The 24,411-nt window shown below is 69.0% G+C and carries 21 protein-coding genes; 13 read left to right on the forward strand and 8 right to left on the reverse strand.

Annotated features, from left to right (window positions below; genetic code table 11):
- Positions 1-6,471: hemolysin-type calcium-binding protein (locus tag AC07NX_RS15125; RefSeq protein WP_494642860.1), on the reverse strand; the 6,471-nt coding region annotated here is incomplete at its 3' end.
- Between the two features lie 426 nt (positions 6,472-6,897).
- On the opposite strand from AC07NX_RS15125, the gene AC07NX_RS15130 reads away from it, so the two are divergent.
- The 3 genes from AC07NX_RS15130 to AC07NX_RS15140 are packed head-to-tail and all read left to right on the forward strand — an operon-like array spanning position 6,898 to position 8,602.
- On the forward strand, positions 6,898-7,434 hold the full coding sequence (locus tag AC07NX_RS15130; protein WP_494642861.1) for a phage tail protein: 537 nt from the start codon (positions 6,898-6,900) through the stop codon (positions 7,432-7,434).
- A 37-nt stretch (positions 7,435-7,471) separates the two neighbouring features.
- Entirely contained in the window at positions 7,472-8,026 is a 555-nt protein-coding gene (locus tag AC07NX_RS15135; RefSeq protein ID WP_494642862.1) for a phage tail protein, read from the forward strand.
- 30 nt (positions 8,027-8,056) lie between these two features.
- Entirely contained in the window at positions 8,057-8,602 is a 546-nt protein-coding gene (locus tag AC07NX_RS15140) for a phage tail protein (RefSeq protein WP_494642863.1), read from the forward strand.
- A gap of 79 nt (positions 8,603-8,681) precedes the next feature.
- Here AC07NX_RS15140 and AC07NX_RS15145 read toward each other — a convergent pair whose 3' ends face one another.
- Positions 8,682-9,002, reverse strand: coding sequence for a DUF6916 family protein (locus tag AC07NX_RS15145; RefSeq protein ID WP_494642864.1), 321 nt, complete (start codon positions 9,000-9,002; stop codon positions 8,682-8,684).
- A gap of 35 nt (positions 9,003-9,037) precedes the next feature.
- Here AC07NX_RS15145 and AC07NX_RS15150 point away from each other — a divergent pair, with 35 nt between their 5' ends.
- From AC07NX_RS15150 to AC07NX_RS15180, 7 genes are all read left to right on the forward strand, one after another.
- Positions 9,038-9,616 carry a GNAT family N-acetyltransferase gene (locus AC07NX_RS15150; RefSeq protein ID WP_494642866.1) on the forward strand — a complete coding sequence of 193 codons (579 nt, stop codon included), beginning with the start codon at positions 9,038-9,040 and terminating at the stop codon, positions 9,614-9,616.
- On the forward strand, positions 9,613-10,590 hold the full coding sequence (locus AC07NX_RS15155) for a Gfo/Idh/MocA family protein (protein ID WP_494642867.1): 978 nt from the start codon (positions 9,613-9,615) through the stop codon (positions 10,588-10,590). The genes AC07NX_RS15150 and AC07NX_RS15155 overlap by 4 nt, the downstream gene beginning before the upstream one ends.
- Positions 10,591-10,818: 228 nt before the next feature.
- Positions 10,819-12,177, forward strand: coding sequence for a nucleotide sugar dehydrogenase (locus AC07NX_RS15160; protein ID WP_494642868.1), 1,359 nt, complete (start codon positions 10,819-10,821; stop codon positions 12,175-12,177).
- Between the two features lies 1 nt (position 12,178).
- Positions 12,179-12,832: an acyltransferase gene (locus tag AC07NX_RS15165; protein WP_494642870.1), complete on the forward strand. Its 654-nt coding sequence runs from the start codon at positions 12,179-12,181 to the stop codon at positions 12,830-12,832.
- Positions 12,829-13,749: an NAD-dependent epimerase/dehydratase family protein gene (locus tag AC07NX_RS15170; protein ID WP_494642872.1), complete on the forward strand. Its 921-nt coding sequence runs from the start codon at positions 12,829-12,831 to the stop codon at positions 13,747-13,749. Before AC07NX_RS15165 ends, AC07NX_RS15170 begins: the two co-directional genes overlap by 4 nt.
- On the forward strand, positions 13,746-14,846 hold the full coding sequence (gene wecB, locus AC07NX_RS15175) for a non-hydrolyzing UDP-N-acetylglucosamine 2-epimerase (protein ID WP_494642874.1): 1,101 nt from the start codon (positions 13,746-13,748) through the stop codon (positions 14,844-14,846). The genes AC07NX_RS15170 and wecB overlap by 4 nt, the downstream gene beginning before the upstream one ends.
- Positions 14,843-16,231, forward strand: a complete 1,389-nt coding sequence (locus tag AC07NX_RS15180; protein WP_494642875.1) for a hypothetical protein — start codon at positions 14,843-14,845, stop codon at positions 16,229-16,231. Before wecB ends, AC07NX_RS15180 begins: the two co-directional genes overlap by 4 nt.
- Before the next feature lie 60 nt (positions 16,232-16,291).
- Here the strand turns inward: AC07NX_RS15180 and AC07NX_RS15185 are convergent, their stop codons facing one another.
- The 3 genes from AC07NX_RS15185 to AC07NX_RS15195 form a co-directional block, all read right to left on the reverse strand.
- Entirely contained in the window at positions 16,292-16,459 is a 168-nt protein-coding gene (locus tag AC07NX_RS15185; RefSeq protein ID WP_494642876.1) for a hypothetical protein, read from the reverse strand.
- On the reverse strand, positions 16,456-17,517 hold the full coding sequence (locus tag AC07NX_RS15190; protein ID WP_494642877.1) for a hypothetical protein: 1,062 nt from the start codon (positions 17,515-17,517) through the stop codon (positions 16,456-16,458). Before AC07NX_RS15190 ends, AC07NX_RS15185 begins: the two co-directional genes overlap by 4 nt.
- Positions 17,518-17,659: 142 nt before the next feature.
- A complete protein-coding gene (locus tag AC07NX_RS15195) occupies positions 17,660-18,796 on the reverse strand; it encodes a helix-turn-helix domain-containing protein (protein WP_494642879.1) in 1,137 nt (378 codons plus the stop codon).
- 335 nt (positions 18,797-19,131) lie between these two features.
- Here AC07NX_RS15195 and AC07NX_RS15200 point away from each other — a divergent pair, with 335 nt between their 5' ends.
- On the forward strand, positions 19,132-19,638 hold the full coding sequence (locus tag AC07NX_RS15200; RefSeq protein ID WP_494642880.1) for a hypothetical protein: 507 nt from the start codon (positions 19,132-19,134) through the stop codon (positions 19,636-19,638).
- A gap of 112 nt (positions 19,639-19,750) precedes the next feature.
- Here AC07NX_RS15200 and AC07NX_RS15205 read toward each other — a convergent pair whose 3' ends face one another.
- Positions 19,751-21,427 carry an MFS transporter gene (locus tag AC07NX_RS15205; protein WP_494642881.1) on the reverse strand — a complete coding sequence of 559 codons (1,677 nt, stop codon included), beginning with the start codon at positions 21,425-21,427 and terminating at the stop codon, positions 19,751-19,753.
- A 176-nt stretch (positions 21,428-21,603) separates the two neighbouring features.
- Between AC07NX_RS15205 and corA the strand changes: the two genes are divergently transcribed.
- Positions 21,604-22,572 carry a magnesium/cobalt transporter CorA gene (gene corA, locus AC07NX_RS15210; RefSeq protein ID WP_494642883.1) on the forward strand — a complete coding sequence of 323 codons (969 nt, stop codon included), beginning with the start codon at positions 21,604-21,606 and terminating at the stop codon, positions 22,570-22,572.
- Positions 22,573-22,735: 163 nt separating this feature from the next.
- On the opposite strand, the gene AC07NX_RS15215 is transcribed toward corA, so the two are convergent.
- Both AC07NX_RS15215 and AC07NX_RS15220 read right to left on the reverse strand, forming a co-directional pair.
- The gene (locus AC07NX_RS15215; protein ID WP_018061451.1) at positions 22,736-22,963 is read right to left on the reverse strand and encodes a hypothetical protein; all 228 of its coding nucleotides are present in this window, start codon (positions 22,961-22,963) and stop codon (positions 22,736-22,738) included.
- 412 nt (positions 22,964-23,375) lie between these two features.
- Entirely contained in the window at positions 23,376-24,014 is a 639-nt protein-coding gene (locus AC07NX_RS15220) for a TetR/AcrR family transcriptional regulator (RefSeq protein ID WP_494642885.1), read from the reverse strand.
- Between the two features lie 167 nt (positions 24,015-24,181).
- Between AC07NX_RS15220 and AC07NX_RS15225 the strand changes: the two genes are divergently transcribed.
- Positions 24,182-24,361, forward strand: a complete 180-nt coding sequence (locus tag AC07NX_RS15225) for a hypothetical protein (RefSeq protein ID WP_494642887.1) — start codon at positions 24,182-24,184, stop codon at positions 24,359-24,361.
- Positions 24,362-24,411 lie beyond the last annotated feature (50 nt).

Raw genomic sequence — 24,411 nt, forward strand, 5'->3', positions numbered from 1 at the left:
GGTCGCAGTATTGGCCGTCAGGACCTGGTTCTCGGTCGCCGCGCCGGTGATCGACACGCCGCCGGTCGGGCTGTCATTGACGTTGGCGATGGCGGCGGTGCTGGCGCTGGTGACCGATTCCGCCGTACCGTGGTCGTCTGTGTAGCTCACCACCACGCGGACCAGGCCGCCGACATCGGCGTCGCCGAGGGCGTAGGTTGCCTGGTCGCTTCCGACATTGACGAAGCCGGAGCCGCTGTCGCGCTGCCACTGGTAGTGCAACGTCTCCAGGCCGTCGTCGTCCACCAGGGTCGAAACCGCGGTCAGGACCTGGTCTTCGGTCGCCGCGCCGGTGATCGACACCCCGCCCGTGGGAAGGTCGTTGATATTGGCGATGGCCGTCGTGGCCGCGCTGGCGACCGTCGTGAAGAAGCCCTGGCCGTCGGTGTAGCTGACGACCACTCGGACCGTGGCGCCCACGTCGGCGTCGCTCAGGGTATAGGTCGCCTGGTCGGCCCCATCGACGCTGGCGAAACCCGCGCCGCTGTCGCGCTGCCAATCGTAGTAGAGGGTTCCAAGACCGTCGGCGTCCGCCAGGGTCGAGGCGTCGACGGTCAGGACTTCGTCCTCGGTCGCCGTGCCGGCGATCGACACGCCGCCGGTGTGGGGATGATCCACTGCGACCACGGGGTCGGTGCTCGAAGATGTCGCGGACTCGGCCGTGCCCTGGCCGTCGGTATAGGACGTCACCACCCGGATGACGGCGCCGACGTCGGCCGCGGCCAGGGTATAGGTCGCCTGGTCGGCCCCGACATTGGCGAAGCCCGAGCCGCTGTCACGCTGCCACTGATAGTGCAGCGCGCCCAGGCCGTCGGCGTCGGCCAGGGTCGTGGTGTCGGCCGTCAGGACCTGGTCCGCTTCCGCTGTGCCAGTGATCGACACACCGCCGGTGTGCGGGTCGTTGACATTGGCGATGGCGGCGGTGCTGGCGCTGGTCGCCGTCTCCGCGAAGCCCTGGCCGTCGGTATAGCTGACCACCACCCGGACCACGCCGCCGACGTCGCCGTCGCCCAGCGTGTAGGTCGACTGGTCGGCCGCGCCGACGATGTTGACATAGCCGGAGCCGACGTCGTGCTGCCACTGGTAGTGCAGCGTGCCCAGGCCGTCGACGTCGGCCAGGGTCGCGGTGTTGGCCGTCAGCACCTGGTCCTCGGTCGCCGTGCCGGTGATCGACACGCCGCCGGTATGCGGATCGTTGACCCCCGCGATGGCCGCGCTGGCCGACGAGGTCACGGTCTCGGCCGTCCCCTGGCCGTCGATATAGCTGACCATCACGCGAACCGTTCCGCCGACGTCGGCGTCGCCCAGGGTGTAGGTCGCCTGGTCGGCCCCGACATTGACGAAGCCCGAGCCGCTGTCACGCTGCCACTGGTAGTGCAGCGTCCCCAGGCCGTCGGAGTCGGCCAGGGTCGAGGTGTCGGCGGTCAGGACCTGGTTCTCGGTGGCCGTGCCGGTGATCGACACGCCGCCCGTCGGGTTGTCGTTGACGTTGGCGATCGACGTCGTGGCGGCGCTTGTGGCCGATTCCGCGAAGCCCTGGCCGTCGGTATAGCTGACCACCACCCGGACCACGCCGCCGACGTCGCCGTCGCCCAGGGTGTAGGTCGCCTGGTCCGCGGCGCCGACGATGTTGACATAGCCGGAGCCGACGTCGTGCTGCCACTGGTAGTGCAGCGTGCCCAGGCCGTCGACGTCAGCCAGGGTCGCGGTGTTGGCCGTCAGCACCTGGTCCTCGGTGGCCGTGCCGGTGATCGACACGCCGCCGGTGTGCGGATCGTTGACCCCCGCGATGGCCGCGCTGGCCGACGAGGTCACGGTCTCGGCCGTCCCCTGGCCGTCGGTGTAGCTGACCACCACGCGCACCGTTCCGCCGACGTCGGCGTCGCCCAGGGTGTAGGTCGACTGGTCGGCGGCGCCGGTGCTGACGAAGCCGCTGCCGGTGTTGCGCTGCCAGTCGTAGTGCAGCGTGCCCAGGCCGTCGATGTCGGCCAGGGTCGAGGTGTCCGCGGTCAGGACCTGGTTCTCGGTGGCCGTGCCGGTGATCGACGCGCCGCCGGTCGGGACGTCGTTGGCGTTGGCGATCGACGTCGTGGCGGCGCTGGTCGCCGACTCGGCGAAGCCCTGGCCGTCGGTATAGCTGACCACCACCCGGACCAGGCCGCCGACGTCGCCGTCGCCCAGGGTGTAGGTCGACTGGTCAGCGGCGCCGACGATGTTGACATAGCCGGAGCCGACGTCGTGCTGCCACTGGTAGTGCAGCGTGCCCAGGCCGTCGACGTCGGCCAGGGTCGAGGTGTCGGCCGTCAGCACCTGGTCCTCGGTCGCCGTGCCGGTGATCGACACCCCGCCGGTGTGCGGATCGTTGACCCCCGCGATGGCCGCGCTGGCCGAGCTGGTCACGCTGTTGGCGAAGCCCTGGCCGTCGGTGTAGCTGACCACCACCCGGACCACGCCGCCGACGTCGCCGTCGTCCAGGGTGTAGGTCGCCTGGTCGGCGGCGCCGGTGCTGACGAAGCCGCTGCCGGTGTTGCGCTGCCAGTCGTAGTGCAGCGTCCCCAGGCCGTCGGAGTCGGCCAGGGTCGAGGTGTCGGCGGTCAGCACCTGGTTCTCGGTGGCCGTGCCGGTGACCGAGACGCCGCCGGTCGGGGCGTCATTGGTGGCGCTCACCGCCGCGGTGGCCGCGCTGGTCGCCGATTCCACCGTGCCGCCGGCGTCGGTGTAGTAGATCACCACCCGGACCACGCCGCCGATGTCGCCGTCGCCCAGGGTGTAGGTCGACTGGTCGGCGCCGACGTTGACGAAGCCGCCGCCGACGTCGTGCTGCCACTGGTAGTGCAGCGTGCCGATGCCATCCAGGTCGGCCAGGGTCGAGACCGCGGTCAGGACCTGATCCTCGGCCGCCGTGCCGGTGACGCTGGCGCCGCCCGTATGCACGTCGTTGACGGCGGTGATGTTGACCAACACCGAGCCGCCGGCCGTGGCGGCCGCGCCCGCGCCCTGGCCGCCGCCGGGCGCGCCGTCGTCTAGCGCATAATTCAGCGTCACCGAGGCGGGCGGCGCATCGCTGGTGTTGGTGTAGCTGATGTGGTTGAGGACATCGTTGACCAGCGCCGTGGTCGCGGTCGCGGCGGCGCTGGTGAAGCTGATCGTCAGCACGCCGCCGACACTGGTGAAGGTGGCGAAGGTCAGGCCGCCGACCTGCAGGTTGGAGCCGCTGACCGTGAACAGCCCGCCCGAGGCGAAGGCGAAGGTGTCGGCCGCGTCGGCCGAGGCGCGCTGGATTGTGAAGCTGGCCCCGCCATAGTCGCCGCCGCCGCCGTTGCGGGCGTCGAGGTCGACGTCTGAGACCGTCAGCGTGCCCAGCAGGGTGGCCGCCGTCTGCTCGGTGGCGCCCACCGTGGTGGCGCTGGCCGGGACCACGGGCGTGTCGTTCACCGCGGCGATGGTGATGGTGTAGAGGTCGGTGTCGGACAGCGCGCCGCCCGAGCCCGTGCCGCCGCCGTCGTCGGTGACCACCGTCAGGGTGTCGGTCCCGTTGACGTTGGCGTCGCCCAGGAACGTCAGGCCGCTGGCCGCGGCCAGGGTGGCGTTGATCTCGTTCAGCGAGGCCGAGATCGTCACCGAGTTCGTGCCGTTGCCGGTGATCTGGCCCGAGGTCAGGCCGTTGGCGACGTTGGTCAGCAGGCTCAGCACGCCCTTGGTCACCGACAGGGTCACCGACACCGTCTGCAGGGCGGGGTTGGCGTCCGGATCCGAAACCTGCAGGCCGGTGATGGCGATGCTGGTGTCTTCGAAGCCGGTGGCGCTGGAGACCGCGCCGTTGACCGGCGCGTCGTTGACCGCCGCGATGTTGATCGTGGTCGTGCCGCTGTTGACCGCGCCGCCCGGCACGTCGGGCGTGCCGTCGCTGACCGTCCAGGTGATGGTCCGGTTGGTGTTCAGCCCGTAGTTCGTCGGGTTGTCGCCGGTGGTCCAGTAGGTGATGGCCGCCAGCACCGCCTGGTAGTTGGCGATGGTGTCGTAGCCGGTCAGGGTCAGGGTCTCGCTCGACGCGTTCCAGCTGAGCGTGATGTTGGTGCCCGAGACCAGGCCCGAGATCTGCTTGGCCGCGCCGTAGCCCAGGTGGTCGTCGGCGGTGCTGGATTCGTTGGACGAGAACTTGCCGCCGGTGATCTGCACCGTGGCGCTGGCCAGGTGGTCGCTGTCGGTGTCGGTGATGCTCGGCGCGCCGGTCAGCAGGGTGGTCGCGGCCGCCTGCTGCTCGTTCATCGTCGTGCCCGTGCCGTTCAGGCCGCTCAGCACCGGCAGGTCCGAGAAGAACATCCCCTCGATGTTGGCCCCGCTGGCCGTGAGGTTGGGCGTGATCGTGTTGATCAGCGTCGCCGTCGTGCCCGCGCCGTCCAGCTGGAAGACGTAGATCACGTCGTCGGTGTCGAGGGAGCCGGTCTCCTCGTTCTCGATATAGAGCTGGCGCGTGCTCTGATCGAACGTCATGTCGCCGGGATAGAAGACGCCGCCGCCGGGCAGGCCGACCAGCGTCACCTTGACGGCCGTGCCGCTCGAGGCGTTCTCGCTGATGTACCAGAGGGCGTTCTGGGCGGCGTTGTAGCCGCCGTCCGGCGACGGAAACTGCGAATGGGTCGTGAAGTAGACGAGGTCGGTGCTCTCATCGACCTCCACGTCCATGATGATCCCGCCGCTCTGGTCGTCGGGGAACTGGGCCTGGCTGACCAGCTGGGTGGTCGTATTGGGGCTGGCCAGATCCAGCCGAAAGATGCCGGTGACCAGGCCGTCGACCCGCTCGGTGTAGAACAGCCGTCCGATCGAGGAATCGAGCGCGAAGTCCTGCGGGTCGAGCACGTAGAAGCCGCTCTCGTTCGCGCGGTTGTCGGTGACGGCCGTGGTCAGGAAGCCCAGGTCGGTGACGGCGCCGTTCAGCGGGTTGTAGGAATAGACGCGAATGCCGGTGATGTTGCCGTCCGGCGTCCCGGAGCCGTCCTGGTAGCCGGCATAGATCCTGTGGTTGATCGGATCGACTTCGATGGTGTTGACGATGATCGCGTCGGGGAAGTCGACCACGGTGGTCGGGGTCGTCGAGCTTCCGATGACGCCCCGCACCAGGACGGCGTGGTCGTTGATGTCGTTGCTCAGAAGGGCGAAGTAGAAGCCCGCGGCGGTGTCGAGGCCGATGTCGGAGGTGAACGAGCTGACCAGGCGGTCGTCGCCCGTGCCCGCGCCGCCGTTGTCGACATTGACCGTGTGGCTGGCGCCGTCGTTGTTGATCCGCGAAATGCGGGTGTCGGCGTCGCCGCCCTCGGTGGCGTACCACAGCTGGCCGGTGGGCTTGAGGCCCAGGATGCTGACGCCGTCGTCGGTGGCCCCACCGGCGACCACGTAGTTCGCGCCGCCCACCGTGGCCGAATGCACGGCCGTCGTGCCCGCCAGCTCGCGCGAGCCGCCGTCGTCGATGTTGTCCATCGCCGTCAGGGTGCCGCCGGCGTTGACCCGGAACAGCGAGACGCCGTTCTCGGTCCCGCCCACCGTCAGATAGGTGGTCGTGCCGAAGGTATTGACCGAAAGGCCCGTGGCGCCGGCCAGGCGCAGGCCGGCGCTGTCGCCGACATTGGCGGTGTTGGTCAGGAGGCCGGACGAATCGACCGAGAACACGCTGACGCCGTTGTCGTTCGTCCCGGTGACGAAGACGTAGGTGACGCCGCCGACCACGGCCGTGACCACGTCGGACGCGCCGTCCAGCCGCAAGGTTCCGTTGTCGGTGACGTTGGCGGTGTTGGTCAGGGAACCGTTGGCCGCGATGCTGAAGACGCTGAGGCCGTCGTCGACGCCGCCGGCCGTGAACAGGAACGTGTTGCCGCCGATGACCGCCGTGGCCAGGCCCTTGACCCCGTCCAGTTCCAGGGCGCCGCTGTCGCCCAGGTCGTAGACCGAGGTCAGGGTCCCGTCGCCCTGCACGCGGAAGACGCTGACCCCGTCGTCGTTGGTTCCGGCCGCGAACACGTAGGCGTTGCCGGACACCGTGGCCGACGCCACGCGTGAAGCGCCGCCGAGGTTCAGCGCGCCCGCGTCGGCGACGTTGTAGACCGGGGTCAGGCTCCCGCCCACATTGACCCGGAAGACGCTGAGCCCGTTGTCGCCCGCGCCGGCGGCGACCAGGTAGGTGTTGCCGTTCGAGGTGATGGTGGTCAGGCCGCTGACGCCCACCAGGTTCAGCAGCCCGCTGTCGGTGACGTTGGCGGTGTTGGTCAGGGCGCCGTTCAGGCCCAGCGAGAACACGCTGATCCCGTTGTCGACCCCGCCCGCGACGAAGACATAGGTCGTGCCGCCGACATCGGCCGAGGTGATGGCCGAGACGCCGTCAAGCTCCAGCGCGCCGCCGTCGGTCTCATTGTCGCCATTCGTGTACAGAATCGACATGGATCATTCCTCTGCCTTGGCGGAACGGGGTTCCGACCGGCGTGCGCTGTGGCCGCGAGGCGCGCGCCCCGCGTGAAATGGGAAAAAGAGCCGACGATGAGCGCGATACGCCGTCCTCACGCCCGATGACGTGCTTTTATGCACACGAGCGTAAGTTTCGTGCACCGAACTCCCCCTTCGCTCTAGTCGCCCCGCAAACGCAACCTTAACGACGAGACCAAGGCCGCACAAGTAGACATACGCCGTTTGGCGAACATCGTTCTCCCGGAACTATTGTGCAGCTCAAGATAGTCGGCTACGAAAGAATCAATCGCGGGGTGGGCGCAATCTTCATCAACGCCAAGAAGTGACTCGCTACTTAAAGTTTAGTAGCCTTTCGCGCGCGTCGAGCTTGCACAACGACATTCTGACAGCGAGGGAGCAGACATGGGCCAGCCTTACGTTGGTGAGATCCGCATATTCGCGGGCAACTTTCCGCCCCTGGGATGGGCGATGTGCGATGGCCAGCTGCTGGCGATCTCGGAAAACGACACGCTGTTCAACCTGATCGGCACCACCTATGGCGGTGATGGGCAGGAAACCTTCGGCGTGCCCGACATGCGCGGGCGCGTCCCGACCCACCAGGGCTCGAAGAACGGCCAGACCTACATCATCGGCCAGCAGGGCGGCGTCGAGAGCGTCACCCTGACCAGCCAGCAGATCCCCCAGCACACCCACGCCCTGTTCGCGGCCTCGACGCCCGGGGCGGTGAGTACGCCCTCCGCCCAGACCATGCTCTCGGACCAGGGGCCCACCGGAACCTCGCTGTCCGGCTACCAGCCCTACGCCGCGACCAACCAGATCGCCCTGACGGCCGCCTCGACGACGCCGAGCGGCGGCAACCAGCCGCACGACAACATGCAACCCTACCTGGGCGTCAATTTCATCATCTCGCTCTACGGCATCTATCCGTCGCAAAGCTGACGCGTCCCGCCCGAAGATCTTCTGGAGACTCAAAGAGATGAGTGATCAATTCGTCGCGGAGATCCGCATTTTCGGCTTCAACTTCGCCCCGACGGGCTGGGCCCAGTGCAATGGCCAGTTGCTGCCGATCTCGCAGAACACCGCGCTGTTCTCGCTGCTGGGCACCACCTATGGCGGCAACGGCACCAGCAACTTCGCCCTGCCCAATCTGATGGGCGGCATCCCCTTGCATATCGGCCGCAACCAGCCGGGACCCGGCCTGTCGGTCTACGACCTGGGTCAGACCGGCGGCGAGCCGAACGTGACGCTGCTCGAGAGCGAAATGGCGGCGCACAGCCACGCGCCGACGGTGACCACCACCAACGGGACCGTCACGACCTCGGCCAACAACCAGCCCGCCCAGGCCTTCAGCGGCAACTTCCAGCAGAACAGCCGGGGTCTGTTCTATAGCCCGGTGAACAGCCCGGCCACGCAACTGGCGCCCCAGAGCATCGGCCTGGCGGGCAGCTCGTTCCCGCACAACAACATGATGCCGACCCTGTTCCTGAACTACTGCATCGCCCTGCAGGGCGTCTTCCCCGCCCGCAACTGACCCCCGCGACGAACACGAGGAGAAAAACTCATGGGTACGCCATACATGGGCGAGTTGCGGGTCATGTCCTTCAACTTCGCTCCGAAATACTGGGCTCAGTGCAACGGCCAGCTGCTGCCCATCAACCAGAACCAGGCGCTGTTCTCGCTGCTGGGCACGACGTACGGCGGCAACGGCACGACGAACTTCGCCCTGCCGGATCTGCGCACGATGGTCCCGGCCCATCTGGGTCAAGGCTATGTCCAGGGCGAGGTCCTGGGCGAATACAGCCACACCCTGATCCAGTCCGAGATGCCGCAGCACCTGCACTTCCTGAGGGCCGACGCCACCAGCGCCGCGACCGCCAACGTCGCGGCCGCCGCGGCGGGCAACAGCTTCGGGCAGACCTACGGCAAGCCCAGCTCCGGCGCCCCGATCGGCTTCAACATGTACAGCACCACCCTGACCCCTATGGCGGCGATGGCGCCCCAGGTCCTGGGGACGGCGGGCGGCAGTCAGCCGCATGAAAACCGCCAGCCCTTCATCACGCTGAACATCTGCATCGCCCTGCAGGGGATCTTCCCCTCGCGGAACTAGGCGCGTCGGGCGAAACGCGTGAGCGGTTCGCCCGCCGGACGCGCTCCGAACCCTTGACCCCAGAGCTTGTCGCGTGGCTTCAGTTGAACACGGCCTGGTAGTCCTGCCGCCCCGGCGCGGGGGTATGGACCGGGATCAGGTACAGGTCATGGGCGGCCTCGCCCTCGGACGCGCCGGCCTCGCGTGTGAGCGTGTGCATCCCCTCGGCGAGCACGTCGCCGGGGGGGCCGCTGAAGATCAGCACGAAGGGCTGGTAGGCCGGATCGCCGTGGCCAGGCTGGTTTTCCAGCCGCTCGACCTGGCTCAAAGACAGGACATGGCGCCCTCCCTCGACCCGGAACGCCGCGCCCAGGTGCGGGGCGAAGGTGTCTGCGGTCAGGGCGACAAGATCGGCGGCCATGGTGTCCCTCGGGTCAGAATCGAAGCGCGGCCATTATGACGACCTCGCCACCTGAACGGGAAGAGCTTCGCGCATCGCCTCCGGAAGACGCAAGGACGGGCGATGTTGGCGAGGCGGTCCGCTTCGCCCTGCGCCCGGAAATCGAGGCCGACGCGCCGTTCCGCCTGGCGCTGTTCCAGGCCTCCCGCGGTCCGGGCTGGGACCAGCTGCCCCTGCCCGCCGACCTGCTGGCCCGGCTCATGGAGCAGCAGTTCCAAGCCCAGATCCAGGGCTATCGCGCGGCCTATCCGCGGGCCCGGCTCGAGATCGTCACGGTCGACGGCGAGCCGGTCGGGCGGCTGGCCACGGACCGCGACGCCGACGCCGTGCACCTGATCGACATCGCCGTGGTCCCCGAACGCCGCGGCCAGGGGATCGGCCGGGCGATCCTTCGCGCGCTGATCACCGAGGCCGCCGCCCTCGGCGCGCCGGTGACCCTGCAGGTGGCCCACGACAACCTGGCGGCGCAGCGGCTCTATCACCGGCTGGGTTTCGAGGCGACGGCGGCGGACGAGACCCACCTGACCCTGCGCTGGCCCGTCCGCCAGGCTCCGTCTCCCACGGCGGCGACTTGACCCGGGTCGCCGTGGTCGGCTGCGGCGCGTGGGGTCGGAACCTGATCCGGACCTGTGCGGAACTGGACGTGCTGGGCGCGGTGGTCGACACCGACGCCGCGGCCGCCCAGAGCCAGGCCCGCGCCTGGGGCGTTCCCGCCCTGCCCCTGGTCCAGGCCCTGGACGACCCCCGCCTGGACGCGATGGTCATCGCCGCCCCGGCGCCTGTCCACGCCGCGCTCTGCCGCCTGGCCCTGAACCACGGCAAGGACGTCTTCGTCGAAAAGCCCCTGGCCTCCGACCTGGCCGAGGCCGAGGCCTTGGCCGCCGACGTCGCGCGCTCCGACCGGGTGTTCATGGTCGGCCACCTGCTGCGTCATCATCCGGCCTTCCAGGCCCTGGCGGCGATCGTCGCGCGCGGCGAGATCGGCGCCCTGCGCTACATCACCGCCTCGCGGCTGAACCTCGGCCGGGTTCGCACGCACGAGAACGCCTTTCTCAGCCTGTCGCCCCACGACGTCTCGATGATCCTGGCCCTGGCCGGCGCCGCGCCCGTCAGCGTCCAGGCGAGCGGCCGGGCCTTCGTCACGCCCGGCGTCGCCGACGAGGTTCATGTGGATCTCGGCTTTCCAGGCGGGCTCCACGCCCATGTCGCCGCCAGCTGGCTCAGCCCGGTCAAGGAGCAGAAGCTGGTCGTGGTCGGCGAGACCGGCGCGCTGGTGTTCGACGACGTCCGCCCCTGGCCGGAGAAACTGATGCGGCGCGACCAGGCCGTGGTCCTGACCGACACCGGCCCGGTGGCTTCGGGAGCCGAGCCGCGCTTCGTCGACCTGGTCGCCGAACCACCCCTGACCAGAGAAATCCGCCACTTCATCCAGTGTTGCCAGACCAGAAACGCTCCCATCACGGGCATTGATGAAGGCGTTCGCGTTCAGCGCGTTCTTGAGCGCGTCGAACTGCAGTTGAACCACTCCCAAGATCAACCCCAGAGCTAGTTTGGCCGCCACGATTGTCTTGCGCCAACCTCGCATAACGCTGTTCGAACACTTCAGAAATCAAAGTATTCATTGGCAGATGACGCAATATTTCATCAAATACCCAGCCAAATGAACAAATAAACCCTAGACAAACACCCTTTTCCAGAAGGCTTTCGCCGCGTACCATCTCGCCATGTCGAGGGGCGCGTCGATCTCAAACAAGAACGCCCCGACCACGAGGGGCCAATGAACGTTCATATTCCGACGTTTCCATTCCATGGCGACGACGATCTGGCGTCGAACTTTCAAAGCCTGACCCGAAAGATCCTGCAGCGCGAGGCCGTGATCGGTGTGGTCGGCATGGGCTATGTCGGCCTTCCGCTCTCGGAGGCCTTCTGCTCGGCCGGCTTCCGCGTGATCGGTTTCGATCTGGACGAGGCCCGCCTGGCGAGCCTGTCCCGGGGGGTGTCCTATCTGAGCCACTTCGCCGGCGCGCGCGTGGCGGCCATGCGCGAGCGAGGCTTCGCCGCGACCGGCGCGCCGGACGTCCTGGCCCGGGCCGACGTCGTTCTGATCTGCGTGCCGACCCCGATCACCTCGCACAACGCCCCCGACCTGGGCCACGTCGTCGAGGCCGCCGAGACCCTGGCGACCGTGCTGCGGCCAGGTCAGCTGGTCGTGCTGGAATCCACCACCTTCCCGGGCGCCACCGTCGAGGTGCTCAAGCCGATCCTGGAGCGTTCGGGCCTGCGGGCCGGCCATGACTTCGCCCTGGCCTATTCGCCCGAACGGGAGGATCCCGGCAACCGCGCCTTCACGACGGCCTCGATTCCCAAGATCGTCGGCGCCGACAGCGAGGCCGAGCGGCGCGTGGCCTGCGCGCTCTACGACGCGATCACCGTCACGGTTCCAGTCAGCGACACGCGCACCGCCGAGGCGGTCAAGCTGACCGAGAACGTGTTCCGGTTCGTCAACATCGCCCTGGCCAACGAGCTCAAGGTCAGCTTCGAGGCCCTGGGCATCGACATCTGGGAAGTGATCCACGCCGCCCAGACCAAGCCCTTCGGCTACATGCCGTTCTTTCCCGGCCCCGGCGTCGGCGGCCACTGCATTCCGGTGGACCCGTTCTACCTGGCCTGGCGGGCCAGGGCCGAGGGCGCCAGCCTCAGGATGGTCGAACTGGCCGGCGAGATCTCGCGCGCCATGCCCCGGCGGGTGGTCGACAAGACGCTGGAGGCCCTGGCCGCGCGCGGGCGCTCGCCGATCGGCGCCCACGTCCTGGTCGTGGGCGTGGCCTACAAGCGCAACATCGACGACACCCGCGAAACCCCGGCTCGCGACATCATCGAGATCCTGCGCAGCCACGGCGCTCGCGTCAGCTACCACGACCCGCTGGCCCCCGAGCTGATCGTCGGCGACACCCTGATGCTGTCGGTCGACATCAGCCGCGAGGTCCTGGCCGGCTTCGACTGCGCGATCATCGTCACCGACCATGACGCGCTCGACTATGCGCGGCTGGTCCGCGAGACGCCGCTGGTGATCGACACCCGCAACGCCGCCGCCCAGGTCGACCCCGCCCTGGCCGCCAAGATCGTGAAGGCCTGAGATGGCGGTTCCGGCTCCAGCAGACCGCCCGCCCGCCTGGGTCCATCCCTCGGCCGAGGTCGAGGCCGGTGCGGTGCTGGGCGCCGGCACGCGGGTCTGGCGGTTCAGCCATGTGGCGGCCGGCGCCCGGATCGGCGAGGACTGCGTGATCGGCCAGAACGTGGCGATCGGCCCGGGCGTGGTGCTGGGCGATCGCTGCAAGGTGCAGAACAATGTCAGCCTCTATGCCGGCGTCGTTCTGGAGGACGGCGTGTTCTGCGGCCCCAGCTGCGTGTTCACCAATGTCGCGACGCCGCGCGCCGAGATCGACCGCAAGGCCGAGTTCCGCCCCACGCGCGTGGGCCGCGGAGCGACCATCGGGGCCAATGCGACGATCGTCTGCGGCCATGTGCTGGGCGCCTGGTGCCTGATCGCGGCCGGCGCCGTCGTGACCCGCGACGTCCCGCCCCTGGCCCTGATGGCCGGCGTGCCGGCCCGTCGCGTCGGCTGGGTCAGCCATGCCGGCGAAGTGCTGGGCGAGGACCTGGTCTGCCCCCGCACCGGCGACCGCTACGCCGAGCGACCGGACGGCCTGCGGCGGGTGATCAATCTTTCGGGCTTCGGCGAGGACCCGCCCGACACCTCCAGTGAAGAACAGTCAGCGAGCGTCGGATGAAACGGGCCCTGGTCATCGGATCGGAAGGCAATATCGGCAAGCCCCTGGCCGCGCACCTGCGCGCCGCGGGCTGGGAGGTGCTGTGCGCCGACATCAAGCCCGGCTGGCGCAAGGACTACCTGCAGGTCGACATCAACCAGCCGGCCGACCTGATCCCGACCCTGCGCTGGAAGCCGGACGTGATCTTCGCCCTGGCCGCCGTGGTCAGCCGGGTGACCTGCGAGCAGGCCTCCAGCCTGGCGGTCAGCACCAATCTGGGCGGGCTGAACAACGTGGTGCTGCTGGCCCAGGCCGCCGACGCCAAGCTGGTCTATTTCTCGACGTCCGAGGTCTACGGCCCCACCGACGGGCCGATGGACGAGGCCGCCACGGTCCCGCGGCCCAACAACCGCTACGGCCTGACCAAGCTGCTGGGCGAACAGCTGGTCGACTACGAGGTCGGCCAGCACGGCCTGCGCGCGGTCACCCTCCGACCGTTCATGATCTATGACGAGAACGAGGACTTCGGCGACCACCGCTCGGCGATGATCCGCTTCGCCCACGACCTGGCGCGCGGCCGTCCGATCGAGGTGCACCGCGGCAGCGCCCGGGGCTGGCTGCACATCTCCGACGCGGTGCGGGCCATCGAGGCCGCCGCCGGCCTCGAGGAGCACGCGGTGATCAATATCGGCCATCCGGACGTGACGGCGATCGAGGACCTGGCCGAGGGACTGCGGGCGCGCCTCGGCGCCGCGCCGTCCCTGATCACCTTGCGCGACCTGCCCGCCCGGATGACCGCGGCCAAGCGGCCCAGCCTGTCCCGCATGCGCGACCTGCTGGGCGTGACGCCGGCGGTCTCGCTGGACCAGGGCCTGGACCGGGTGGCGGCGCGGGTGCGGGCCCGGCTGGCCCAGGGTCATGTGGAGCGCCCGGCGTGACGATCGGCGCCAAGGGCCGCCTGCTGACCGTGGTCGGCGCGCGGCCCCAGTTCGTCAAGGCCATGCCAGTCAGCCGCGCGATCGCCCGCGCGCCGGGCCTGGTCGAGGTGATGGCCCATACCGGCCAGCACCACGACCCGGCCCTGTCCGACAGCTTCTTCCGCCAGCTGGACCTGCCCGAGCCGGCCGAGAACCTGGGAATCCACGGCGGTTCGCACGGCGAGATGACCGGGCGGATGCTGGCCGCCCTCGACGGGGTGATCGCCCGCCACGCGCCCGACCTGGTGATCGTCTATGGCGACACCAATTCCACCCTGGCCGGGGCCCTGGCGGCGGCCAAGGCCGGCGTGCCGGTGGCCCATGTCGAGGCGGGCCTGCGGGTCTTCGACCGATCGATGCCGGAAGAGACCAACCGCGTGGTCGTCGATCATCTGAGCCGGCTGCTGTTCGCGCCGACCCGGGCCGCGGTCGGCCACCTGGCGCGCGAGGGGCTGGTCGAGGGCGTTTTCCACGTCGGCGACGTGATGCAGGACGCGGTCCTGGCCATGGCCGCCCTGCCGGACCCAGGCGAGGGCGTCCTGCATCGCCTGGGCCTGGCGCCCGGCGCCTACGCCCTCGCCACCCTGCACCGCGCGGCGACGACGGACAGCGCCGTCAGCCTGGCCAGCGCCGTGGGCTATCTGCGCCAGCACGCCAGCCGCCTGCCCGTGGTCCTGCCGCTGCATCCGCGCACCCGCGAGGCGGCCGTCCGCTTCGGCGTCGACCTGGCCGGCCTGACGGTGATCGAGCCCCTGGGTCCGATCGACATGCAACGGGTGCTGGCCGGCTGCGCCCTGGTGCTCACCGACTCCGGCGGCCTGCAGAAGGAGGCCTATTTTCATCGCAAGCCCTGTGTCACCCTCCGGGACGACACCGAATGGAGCGAGACGGTGGAGGCGGGTTGGAATCGGCTGTGGACCGTGAACGACTACCGGCCCCGGCGTGAGATCGACGACTACGGCGTGGGCGACGCCGCCGAACGGATCGTCGCGACGATCACCCGCTTCCTCGCCGAGGATCTCGATGCGCCGCGCGCGGTGACCGGAGCCCGCTCATGAAGGACACCCACGACCGCCCTCGCCCGCCGCCGCTGCCGGGTCACGACGCCTCGCCGGACGAGGGGTTCCGGGATCCGCCGAGGGGGGAGCCACGGCCGCTGCGCATCCTCCTGGCCTGCAACTACGACCCGGCCAACGCGGCCACGATCTGCGACCACATCAACGCCTTCGTCCGCTATTCGCGCCACGAGGTTCGGGTGCTGTCGAGGGTCGGGGAAATCTTCGACGGCGTGAAGCTGTCGACCTTCGACGCGGTCGTGATCCACTATTCGCTGTTCCTGGCGATGGAGTCCTTCGTCGGCCCGCGCTCGCGCCGCGCCCTGGCCGCCTTCCAAGGGGCCAAGGCGGTGTTCATCCAGGACGAATACCGCTTCGTGAACGCCACCCTCGACGCCCTGGAGGCGTGCGGCGTGGACCTGGTCTTCACCTGCCTGGGCCCGGCCGAGGCCGAGCGGGTCTACGGGCGCGTCAGCGGGCTGCGCACCCAGCAGGTGCTGACCGGCTACGTGCCGCACAGGCTGACGCACTATCCGCCCATTCCCTTGTCGGCCCGCAAGACCATGGTCGGCTATCGCGGCCGGACCTATCCGGCCTGGCACGGCGAACAGGGACGCGAGAAGGTCCGGATCGGCAAGCTGTTCAAGCGCGACGCCCCGCGGTTCGGCGTCTCGACCGACATCGCCTGGTCGGAGCGCAGCCGGCTGTATGGTCGCGACTGGGTGAAGTTCATCCGCAACTGCCAGGCCGTGCTGGCCGTGGAGAGCGGCGCCAGCGTCTTCGACTTCGACGGCGCGGTGGCCGCCCGCACCGAGAGCTTCGCCGCCCTGGTCGAGCGTCCCCACCCGATCCCCGCCCTGGCCAGGAAGCCGTCCTATGAGATGCTGCGCGACCGGTTCTTCGCCGGGCGCGAGGACCAGATCGACATCGCCCAGATCTCGCCCAGGGTCTTCGAGGCGATCGCCCTGCGCAGCCTGGTCGTCGCCTATCCCGGACGGTATTCGGGCATCCTGGAACCTTGGCGGCACTATGTCCCGCTCGACAAGGACCATGGCAACATGGCGGAGGTGGCGGCGGTCCTGCGCGATCCCGAGCGGGTCGCCGAGATCATCACCAACGCCTATGCCGAGATCGCCCTGAACCCGGCCTATGGCTACGGGACGATGATCGACCTGTTCGACGCCCGGATCACGGAGGCGGCGGCCGGACGACCAGGCGCCGCGACCGACGACCGCACCGAGGCCAAGTTCCGCAAGGCCTTTCCCTTCCATCCGGTCGACAATCCCCATGACGTTCAGCGCCCGCATCTGGTCCGGCGCCTGGCGGGCGCGGCCAGCCGCCGCCTCGGGCTCGGCGGCCTCATGCGCCGCCTGCGCAGGCGGCGGTGAGATCGGGCCCAGGCGCGGCCGCGGTACGGCCCCTCCGTCGAGGAGGTGTTTGTTTGCGACCTAATCGATCCGGATCCACCGCTTCAGCCCTAGCAGGCGCGAGATGTCGCGCAGCCGGCGCTTCAGCGGGGGCGGGACCTTGTGCAGGCGCGACTCGGCGATGATCACCGCCCACGCGCCCCAGTCGCGCAGTCGCAGGAACAGCGGCAATCCCCAGGGCCGCCTCACGCCAGCACCTGGCCGGTGATCTCGCCCACCACCGTCCGCCAGCTGTAGCGACCGGAGGCCACGATCTCGTCATGGGCCCGATCGGCCATCGCCTGAGCGCGCCGCGGGTCGCGGCTGTGGTCGAGGGCGGCCTCGATATCCGACAGGTCGCGCCGCACGGGCTGGTAGTGGACCCCCGCTTCGAGCACGCCGCTGTAGTCGCCCTCCACCAGCACCTGGAAGGTGCGGGTCGCCACCGCCTCGAGGTGGCGCGGCGACATCGCGCGGATCTCGGCCTCCGGCGCCAGCACGATGGCGGAGGCCGGCGGCGTCGCGTCGCTGGTCGGCGCCTCGCCCCGTGGATCGACCAGCGACGAGCCGCCCTCGACCCCGACCACCGCCCGGCTGGCCCCCAGCAGGCGGATCCAGGCGTCACCGACCAGCCTGCGCTGGCCGTCGACCGCCACGTCGGCGCGGTGACCGCGCGCCTGGGCCCACGCCTCCGCCCGCAGCCCGACCTCGCGCTTGAGCCGCCCCATCTCGCCCAGCCAGGCCGGGGTCTCCCAGGCCCGATAGCTGACCGCGATCGACCGATCCGCCAGGTCGCTGGACGCCCGCCGCCCCAGGCCGTCGTCGACATAGGCGGTCAGAAAGCGCCTCAGGGCGTAGGGCCTTTGCTGGGCGGGATAGACCGCGTTCCACAGGGTGGGTTCGAGCGCGGTCAACAGCAGGTCGATCCGCGTCTCGGCCAGGACGTCGCGCAGCACCTGGAGCCCGAGGAACTCGTCCAGTGGAGCGGCCACGCGCCGGGCCCGGCCAGGAACCGCGTCCATCGCCCGCCGCAATCCGCCCAGGCCGACGCGGGTGTATCGCGCCGCCAGGGCCGTCGCGTCGACCATCACCAGGTCGGGGTCCAGCCGGGTGATCCAGGCCGGATTGAACGGAAACCCGATGTTCAGGAACGTCACCCGCCCGGGAAAATAGGCCTTCCAGGCGAAGATGCGCTGGTGCTCCCAGCGACGCATCGGCCACTGGCCGCGCCAGTTGTACAGGACCAGGGCGGTCGGCCGGTTCCCCATGCCGGGCGGACTAGACGACGCGGGGCCCGGCCCGGCCCTCGACCGCGAGGCGAGCAGGGAAAATTCGCGAAGCCATCGACGCCGTCCTGATTGGAAGCGCCCGGCGCGCTCGTCCCAAGGTCGTAGGCGTCGGCGGTCGCTGTCAACGCCTAAGGCTGTCGCCCTGGGCGGCGCGCAGGGTCTCGGACGGCGCTTCCCCGAACATCGCCCGATAGGCCCCGGAAAATCGTCCCAGCTCCCAGAAGCCGTGGTCCAGCGCCACCTGGGTCACCGTGGTCGGCCGCGCGCCGGCGTTCAGCAGCCGGGCCCGGGCCGCCGACATGTTCTTCAGGCGCAGATAGGCCTTGGGGCTGATGTCGAGCAGCTCGTGGAAGGCGCGGTAGAGCGTCCGGCGCGAGATGTTCAGAGCCAGGCAGATGTCCTCGATCTGCACGACCTGCCGGGCCCCGCCGCCTTCCAGGAAGTCCTCGGCGCCGCGCACGATGCGGGCGGCGTTCAGCACGCCCTGCCGGCGCACGCCCTCGGCCTTGACCTCGGCCAGGGCCGTCAGCACGCCGTCCAGCAGTTCGTTGCGCAGGAAGGCGACGGCGCCGCTCGGAACGCCTCCGCCCAGGGTCCGCAGCAGGCTGGCGCATCCTTGCAGCACGCGCTTGCAGGCGGCGCGAGCCTCGGGCGGCGGCGAATGGACGGCCGGCTCGGTCCAGAAGCTGGGGTCGGCCAGCCATTCGAAGGCTTCGGCCCGCTGCATCACCAGTCCCCACGGCGCGGTGACGACGGCGTAGGCGACGCGCCCCTGGAACCGCCCGTCCAGCTCGCCGCCCGGCGGGATAGCGACGATGTCGCCCTCCTCGATCCGGTGGCCCCACTGGTTGAGCACGCCCTCCTGCTCCATCACCGAAACCAGGCTGAACGCCTTCTGGGCCATGATCCCGCGAACCCGGAGGTCGCCGTCGAACGCCCCCGCGTCGAAGCCCATGTCGCCCAGGTTCGCCCGCAGCAGGTGGCCGCGGCAGGGTTCGGGGGTCAGCTGGGTGATCGCCAGGCGGCGGCCGGCGGCGTGGGCCCAGACCTCATGCGGCCCGCGGGTCTCGCGGACCACGACCTGGCCCAGGGCCACCGCTCCCGACCGCGCGCCGAACGACCGCTGCTCGTCCAGGGTTCCCGCGACCAGTCCGCCCTCGGATGGTTCGCGCTCGTCCGGCTCGATCGCCGCGACGTGGCGCCAGCCGGTGTTCGCCCAAGATCGAGGCCGAGGGTCTTTCTCGCTTTCACTGTCCATCGGACCTCTCCTGGCCGCACGATGCGATCAAGGACCTCCGGGCCCTGACCTTGAGGCGACCGCACCTGCCTTCGCGCCCCGATTCGCCTTCGACGATGCCACGACCGACCCGTGTTGTAAGTAAGGTGAAACCACTAGAAAGCATCGAACCAACAGATAAAATTACAACTTTTCCAATGGTCCAGCTTGGTAACCAAGTTTTAGGCATAGTTAATTTCGCGTTATTCATAAATACATAAAATTAACAGGCATAGAGGGGATAATGGCACTCCCCGCATAGTAAGCCGAGAAATTCCGAAGAAAAATGAGGACGAGGCGGGGTGACGGAGGACTCTATGGTTCGTCAAAGTTGGAAGGAAATGGCGATCTTCGGAAAACGGAATCTCGCGGAGACTCCCGGCCAGGCGCGAGAGCGGGATCGCCTGGCGCAGGCCCTGCGCGACATGAAGGCCGCCCGCGACGGCGAACGGCGGCAAAGGCGCCAGATCGCCGAAAGCGGCGCCCGCCAGCTGAGTCGCGCCCAGGCCGTGCTGCGCGAAGCCGAAACCCGCCAGCGCGACGCCGAGGCGGCGCTGCGCCGGGCCCGGCGGATGGCCGCGGTCGGCTGGATGGCCGCCGAGGCCTGCCGCGACATGACCGCCCTGCACGCGGTCGCCGCCAAGGCCCTGACCGCGTCCCGCGCGCGTCTGCACGGCGACCACCGGGCGGTCAGCGAGATCGACTGGGCCCTGGGCGGCCTGAACCAGGCCGAACAGATGCTGGAGCGGGTGACCGCCTATCTCGACGCGCGGCGCGAGAACCCCCAGTGCGCCCATATCGACGGGCTGCTGGCCGGCCACTGAGGCGACCGCATGGCCGGCGGACCAAGGCCCTGCCGCATCAGGATGTCATCCCGGAAGCCTCGGCGAGGCTGTCCGGGATGACCCATGCAGGAAGGCTCAAGCCCCGGGGCGTTCACGCCTCGATGTCGACGTCCTTGGTTTCCTTCAGGAACAGGATCCCCACCACGGCGGTCACCGCGGCCACCACGATCGGGTACCAGAGGCCGTAATAGATGTTGCCCGTCGCCGCGACCATGGCGAAGGCCGTGGTCGGCAGGAAGCCCCCGAACCAGCCGTTGCCGATGTGGTAGGGCAGGCTCATCGAGGTGTAGCGGATATTGGTCGGGAACAGCTCGACCAGCATGGCGGCGATCGGGCCGTAGACCATGGTCACGTACAGCACCAGGATCGCCAGCACCGCCACCACCAGCGGCTTGTTGATCAGGGCGTCGTCGGCCTTGGCCGGATAGCCCGCGGCCTTCAGGGCCGCGCCCAGCTCCTTCTCCCAGGAAGCCTTGCGGGCGTTGAAGGCCGCCTTGTCCAAGGTCTGGCCCGGGAACGAGGCGATGGTCGCCTGGCCGATCTTCACCTGGGCGATCGCGCCGGCCGGGGCCGCCTGGTTGCTGTAGGTGACTCCGGCCTTGGCCAGGTAGGACTTGGCCAGGTCGCAAGACCGGTTGAACACCGTCTTGCCCACCGGATCGAACTGGAACGAACAGTCGGCCGGATCGGCCACGACGGTGACCGGTGAGGAGGCCACGGCCGCCGCCAGCTGCGGATTGGCGGCCGTCGTCAGGGTCTTGAACAGCGGGAAATAGGTCAGGGCCGCCAGGATGCAGCCCAGCATGATGATCGGCTTGCGGCCGATCCTGTCCGACAGCCAGCCGAAGAACACGAAGAACGGCGTGCCGATCAGCAGGGCGAGCGCCACCAGGAGGTTGGTCGTGCCGCCGTCGACCTTGAGCATCTTCTCCAGGAAGAACAGGGCGTAGAACTGGCCGGTGTACCAGACCACCGCCTGGCCGGCCGTCAGCCCCACCAGGGCCAGCAGCACGATCTTCAGATTGCCCCACTTGGCGAACGAATCGGCCAGGGGTTTCTTGCTGCCCTTGCCCTCGTCGACCATCTTCTGGAACGACGGGCTTTCCGACAGCTGCAGGCGGATCCACAGCGACACGCCCAGCAGCAGCACCGAGATCAGGAACGGGATGCGCCAGCCGAAGGCCTCGAAGGCGTCGGCCCCGGTCGCGTTGCGGGTCAGCAGGATCACCACCAGGCTGAGGAACAGGCCGAACGTGGCCGTCACCTGGATGAAGCTGGTATAGAAGCCGCGCCGTCCGGGCGGGGCGTGCTCGGCCACATAGGTGGCGGCGCCGCCGTACTCTCCGCCCAGGGCCAGGCCCTGGACCAGGCGCATGATCACCAGGGCGATGGGCGCGGCGATGCCGATGCTGGCGTAGCTGGGCAGCAGGCCGACCACGAAGGTCGACAGGCCCATCAGCAGCATGGTCACCAGGAAGGTGTTCTTGCGACCCCACAGGTCGCCCAGCCGGCCGAACACCAGGGCCCCGAACGGCCGCACCGCGAAGCCCGCCGCGAAGGCCAGCAAGGCGAAGATATAGCCGGTGGTCTCATTGACCCCCGAGAAGAAATGCTTGGTGATGTAGGTGGCCAGCGAGCCGTAGAGGTAGAAGTCGTACCACTCGAACACCGTGCCGACCGAGGCGGCTCCGATGACCAAGGCGTCCTTGCGCCCGACGGCGCGACCGTCCTTGGCGCCCTTCACCGTTTGCGCGGCGTCGCTTCCCATTCGTATCTCCCCCGTCGCCGCGGCCGGCGATCAAACACTGTTACCGCAACCATCATGACCGGCGTTCGCGGCGTTGGCGAGAGGCTATACATGAACCGGACGAAAGCCGAAGCGTTGGCTCGGAGAAATCTTCACGGTCCCATTTTGCGGGACCAGACAAGCGGTTGGGGATCCTGATGAGCGTCGTCGCGGCCTATATCTACAAGGACGGCGTGCGGATCCGCGAGGTCAGCCTGGACCGGGACGACGCCCTGGCCGTCAAGCCGGGCGAGTTCGTCTGGATCGGCCTGTACGAACCCACCCAGGCCGAACTGGCCCGCCTGCAGACCCGCTTCAAGCTGCACCCCCTGGCGATCGAGGACGCGCTCAACGCCCACCAGCGGCCGAAGGTCGAGGTCTATGGCCGCGAACTGTTCGTGGTGGCCCGCACCGCCCAGCTGGTCGACGCCCAGATCGCCTATGGCGAGACGGCGATCTTCGTCGGCCAGGGCCACCTGATCACCGTGCGCCACGGCTCGGCCCGGGCCCACACCGAATTGCGCGCCCAGCTGGAGGCCTCGCCGGCCCTGCTGTCCAAGGGCTCGGACTACGTGCTGCACGCGGTGCTCGACTTCGTGGTGGACGGCTACCTGCCGATCATCCAGGCCCTGGAGGACGAGGTTCTGGACATCGAGCGCCGCACGCTCGAGGCCTTCCTCAGCCACGCCGAGGTCAAGCGCCTGTTCCACCTGCGCCGCGACCTGATCCGCTTCAAGCGGGTGCTGTCGCCGATGGCCGAGGTCTGCGGGCGGCTGGAGCATCTGGAGACCCCCTGCCTGGACGACGACGTCCGCCCCTATTTCCGCGACGTGCTCGACCACACCCAGAAGGTCGAGGGCATGGTCGACGCCCTGCGCGAGGTGATCACCTCGGTGTTCGAAGCCGCCTCCCTGCTGGAACAGCAGCGGCAGAGCGCCATCACCCGCAAGCTGGCCGCCTGGGCCGCCATCCTGGCGGTGCCGACGGCGGTGGCCGGGATCTACGGCATGAACTTCGAGCACATGCCCGAGCTGAAATGGGCCTGGGGCTATCCCGCGGTGATGGTCGGGATCGTGGCGGTGATCGGGTGGCTGTACTGGCGGTTCAAGCGGAACGGGTGGCTGTAGGTATTCAGGCCAACCCAAAGGTTGTCATCCCGGAAGCCCCGCAGGGGCTGTCCGGGACCCAGGGGACCGGGTTGGCGCCTTGCGACCGCCCTGGGTCCCGGACAAGCGCTCCGCGCTTTCCGGGATGACAACTTTGACGGTGATCGACCGACTTGGGCGAACCCTAGCTCGCCCAGGCGCGCGCCGGGTGCAGGAAGCGGCCGGCCTCGGCGCCGTCGCGCAGGAACACCCGCACCTCGGCGGCGTGGCCGGAGGCGGCCAGGCGATTGGCCAGATCCCGGGCGGCGGCTTCGGCCCGGCCGCCGCGTTCGAAGGTGAGGTCGGCCTCGAGGGCCTCGGAGCGCACGGACCAGCCTTGCTCGGCCGGGGCGACGGAAATCAGCAGAGCCATGATGAGCTCCTTACGCAAATCAGACTTGGAAGGCGCCTGCCCAGACCTTGAAAGGGGGCGCGAACGAGCGGCTGTTCGGGCGGCGGAACCGACCCCCGAAACATCGAGGTCAGATCGGCATTCGCCCTACGAGGGGATGACATCGACACATCTTATAGGCTCGCACTTTCACAACTTGACGACATCGGTACGTCGCGGACGCAACTGGCGCGAGCCAGAACTCCTGGCCCCGTTTTTAGTTTCTCGGGTCGTTCGACGATCTGCGGGCGGAGCCAGAAAATCTGCCGGGACTCAATTCCTACGGTCTTGATAGGCTTTTGGCGGCGACGCCTTTCCCTCCCCTTTGGGCGGCGCCGGCGCGCGCCGCGCGGACCCGTCGGGGGATGGGTGTCCGCGCGGCGCGTCTAGCGCCTCAGCAGTCCGGCTTGTCCAGGTGCGCCTTGATCAGCACCCGGCCCGCCCGCGCCACGGCCCGCACGGGACCGGCGGCGCCCAGGGTCACCCGGGCGGTGTAGGACCCTTCCATCAGCAGCATCAGGCCGTCGGCCAGGTCGTCGTCCGGCGCGCCGGCCCGCTTGCACAGGTCGACGAGCCGGGCGTGGAGCTGCTGCTTGTAGGCCACCGACACCTTCTGGGCCGGGTGGTCGGCCTCGTGCAGCTCGATGGCGGCGTTGGACAGCGGGCAGCCGTGGACATCGGCGTTGCAGGCCTTGGTCTCGAAGGCGTCGAAGATCGCCTCCAGCTGGGCCCGCGGGTCGCCGCAGGTGCAGCCGGTCACCTCGTCCCACCAGGCCCAGTAGTCGCGTTCCTGCTCGCGCAGCACCTCGGCGACCAGCTCGTCCTTGGACGGGAAGTTGCGGTACAGCGTCATCTTGGTGGCGTCGGCCTCGGCGGCGATCGCCTCGACGCCCACCGCGCGGATGCCGTGCTGATAGAACAGCTCGCGGGCCGTTTCGAAGATCCGGTCGCGAGCCGGTCGCTTGGACAACGGAGCGCACACGGGCGCCTCCAGATCGTCCAGCTTGCCCCCGCCAGAATTTCTCTCAGCCATTTTCACAGCACCTCACCTTGACGCGAGAGTTACCGGTCAGTATCTCTCACCGCGTGGATGATACCGAACGGTATCGTCACATATGACTACATCGTCACAGATGGACGTCACGTCAAGCAACAGCAACTGCGACATTTGATCCTTAACCCCGGAACGGAGCGCGAGCCATGCCCCCGAGCGCAAGCCCAGACACCGCCGCCCCGTCCGCCAGCGTCCCCCGCTGGGTCTTCGGGCCCGCCCGTTCGCTCCGCAAGCTGATCGGCCAAGGCGCCGACGGCTCGGTCGGCGCGGACTGGGCCGCCTCGCCCAAGGCCCGCCAGAAATCCCGGCGTCCCGTCTGGGAATAGAAAAACACCCGCGTCTCCTCCCCCGCCTCTTCTTGTCCGATAGGTACGCC

The organism is Caulobacter sp. GW821-FHT09A05 (assembly GCF_059418465.1).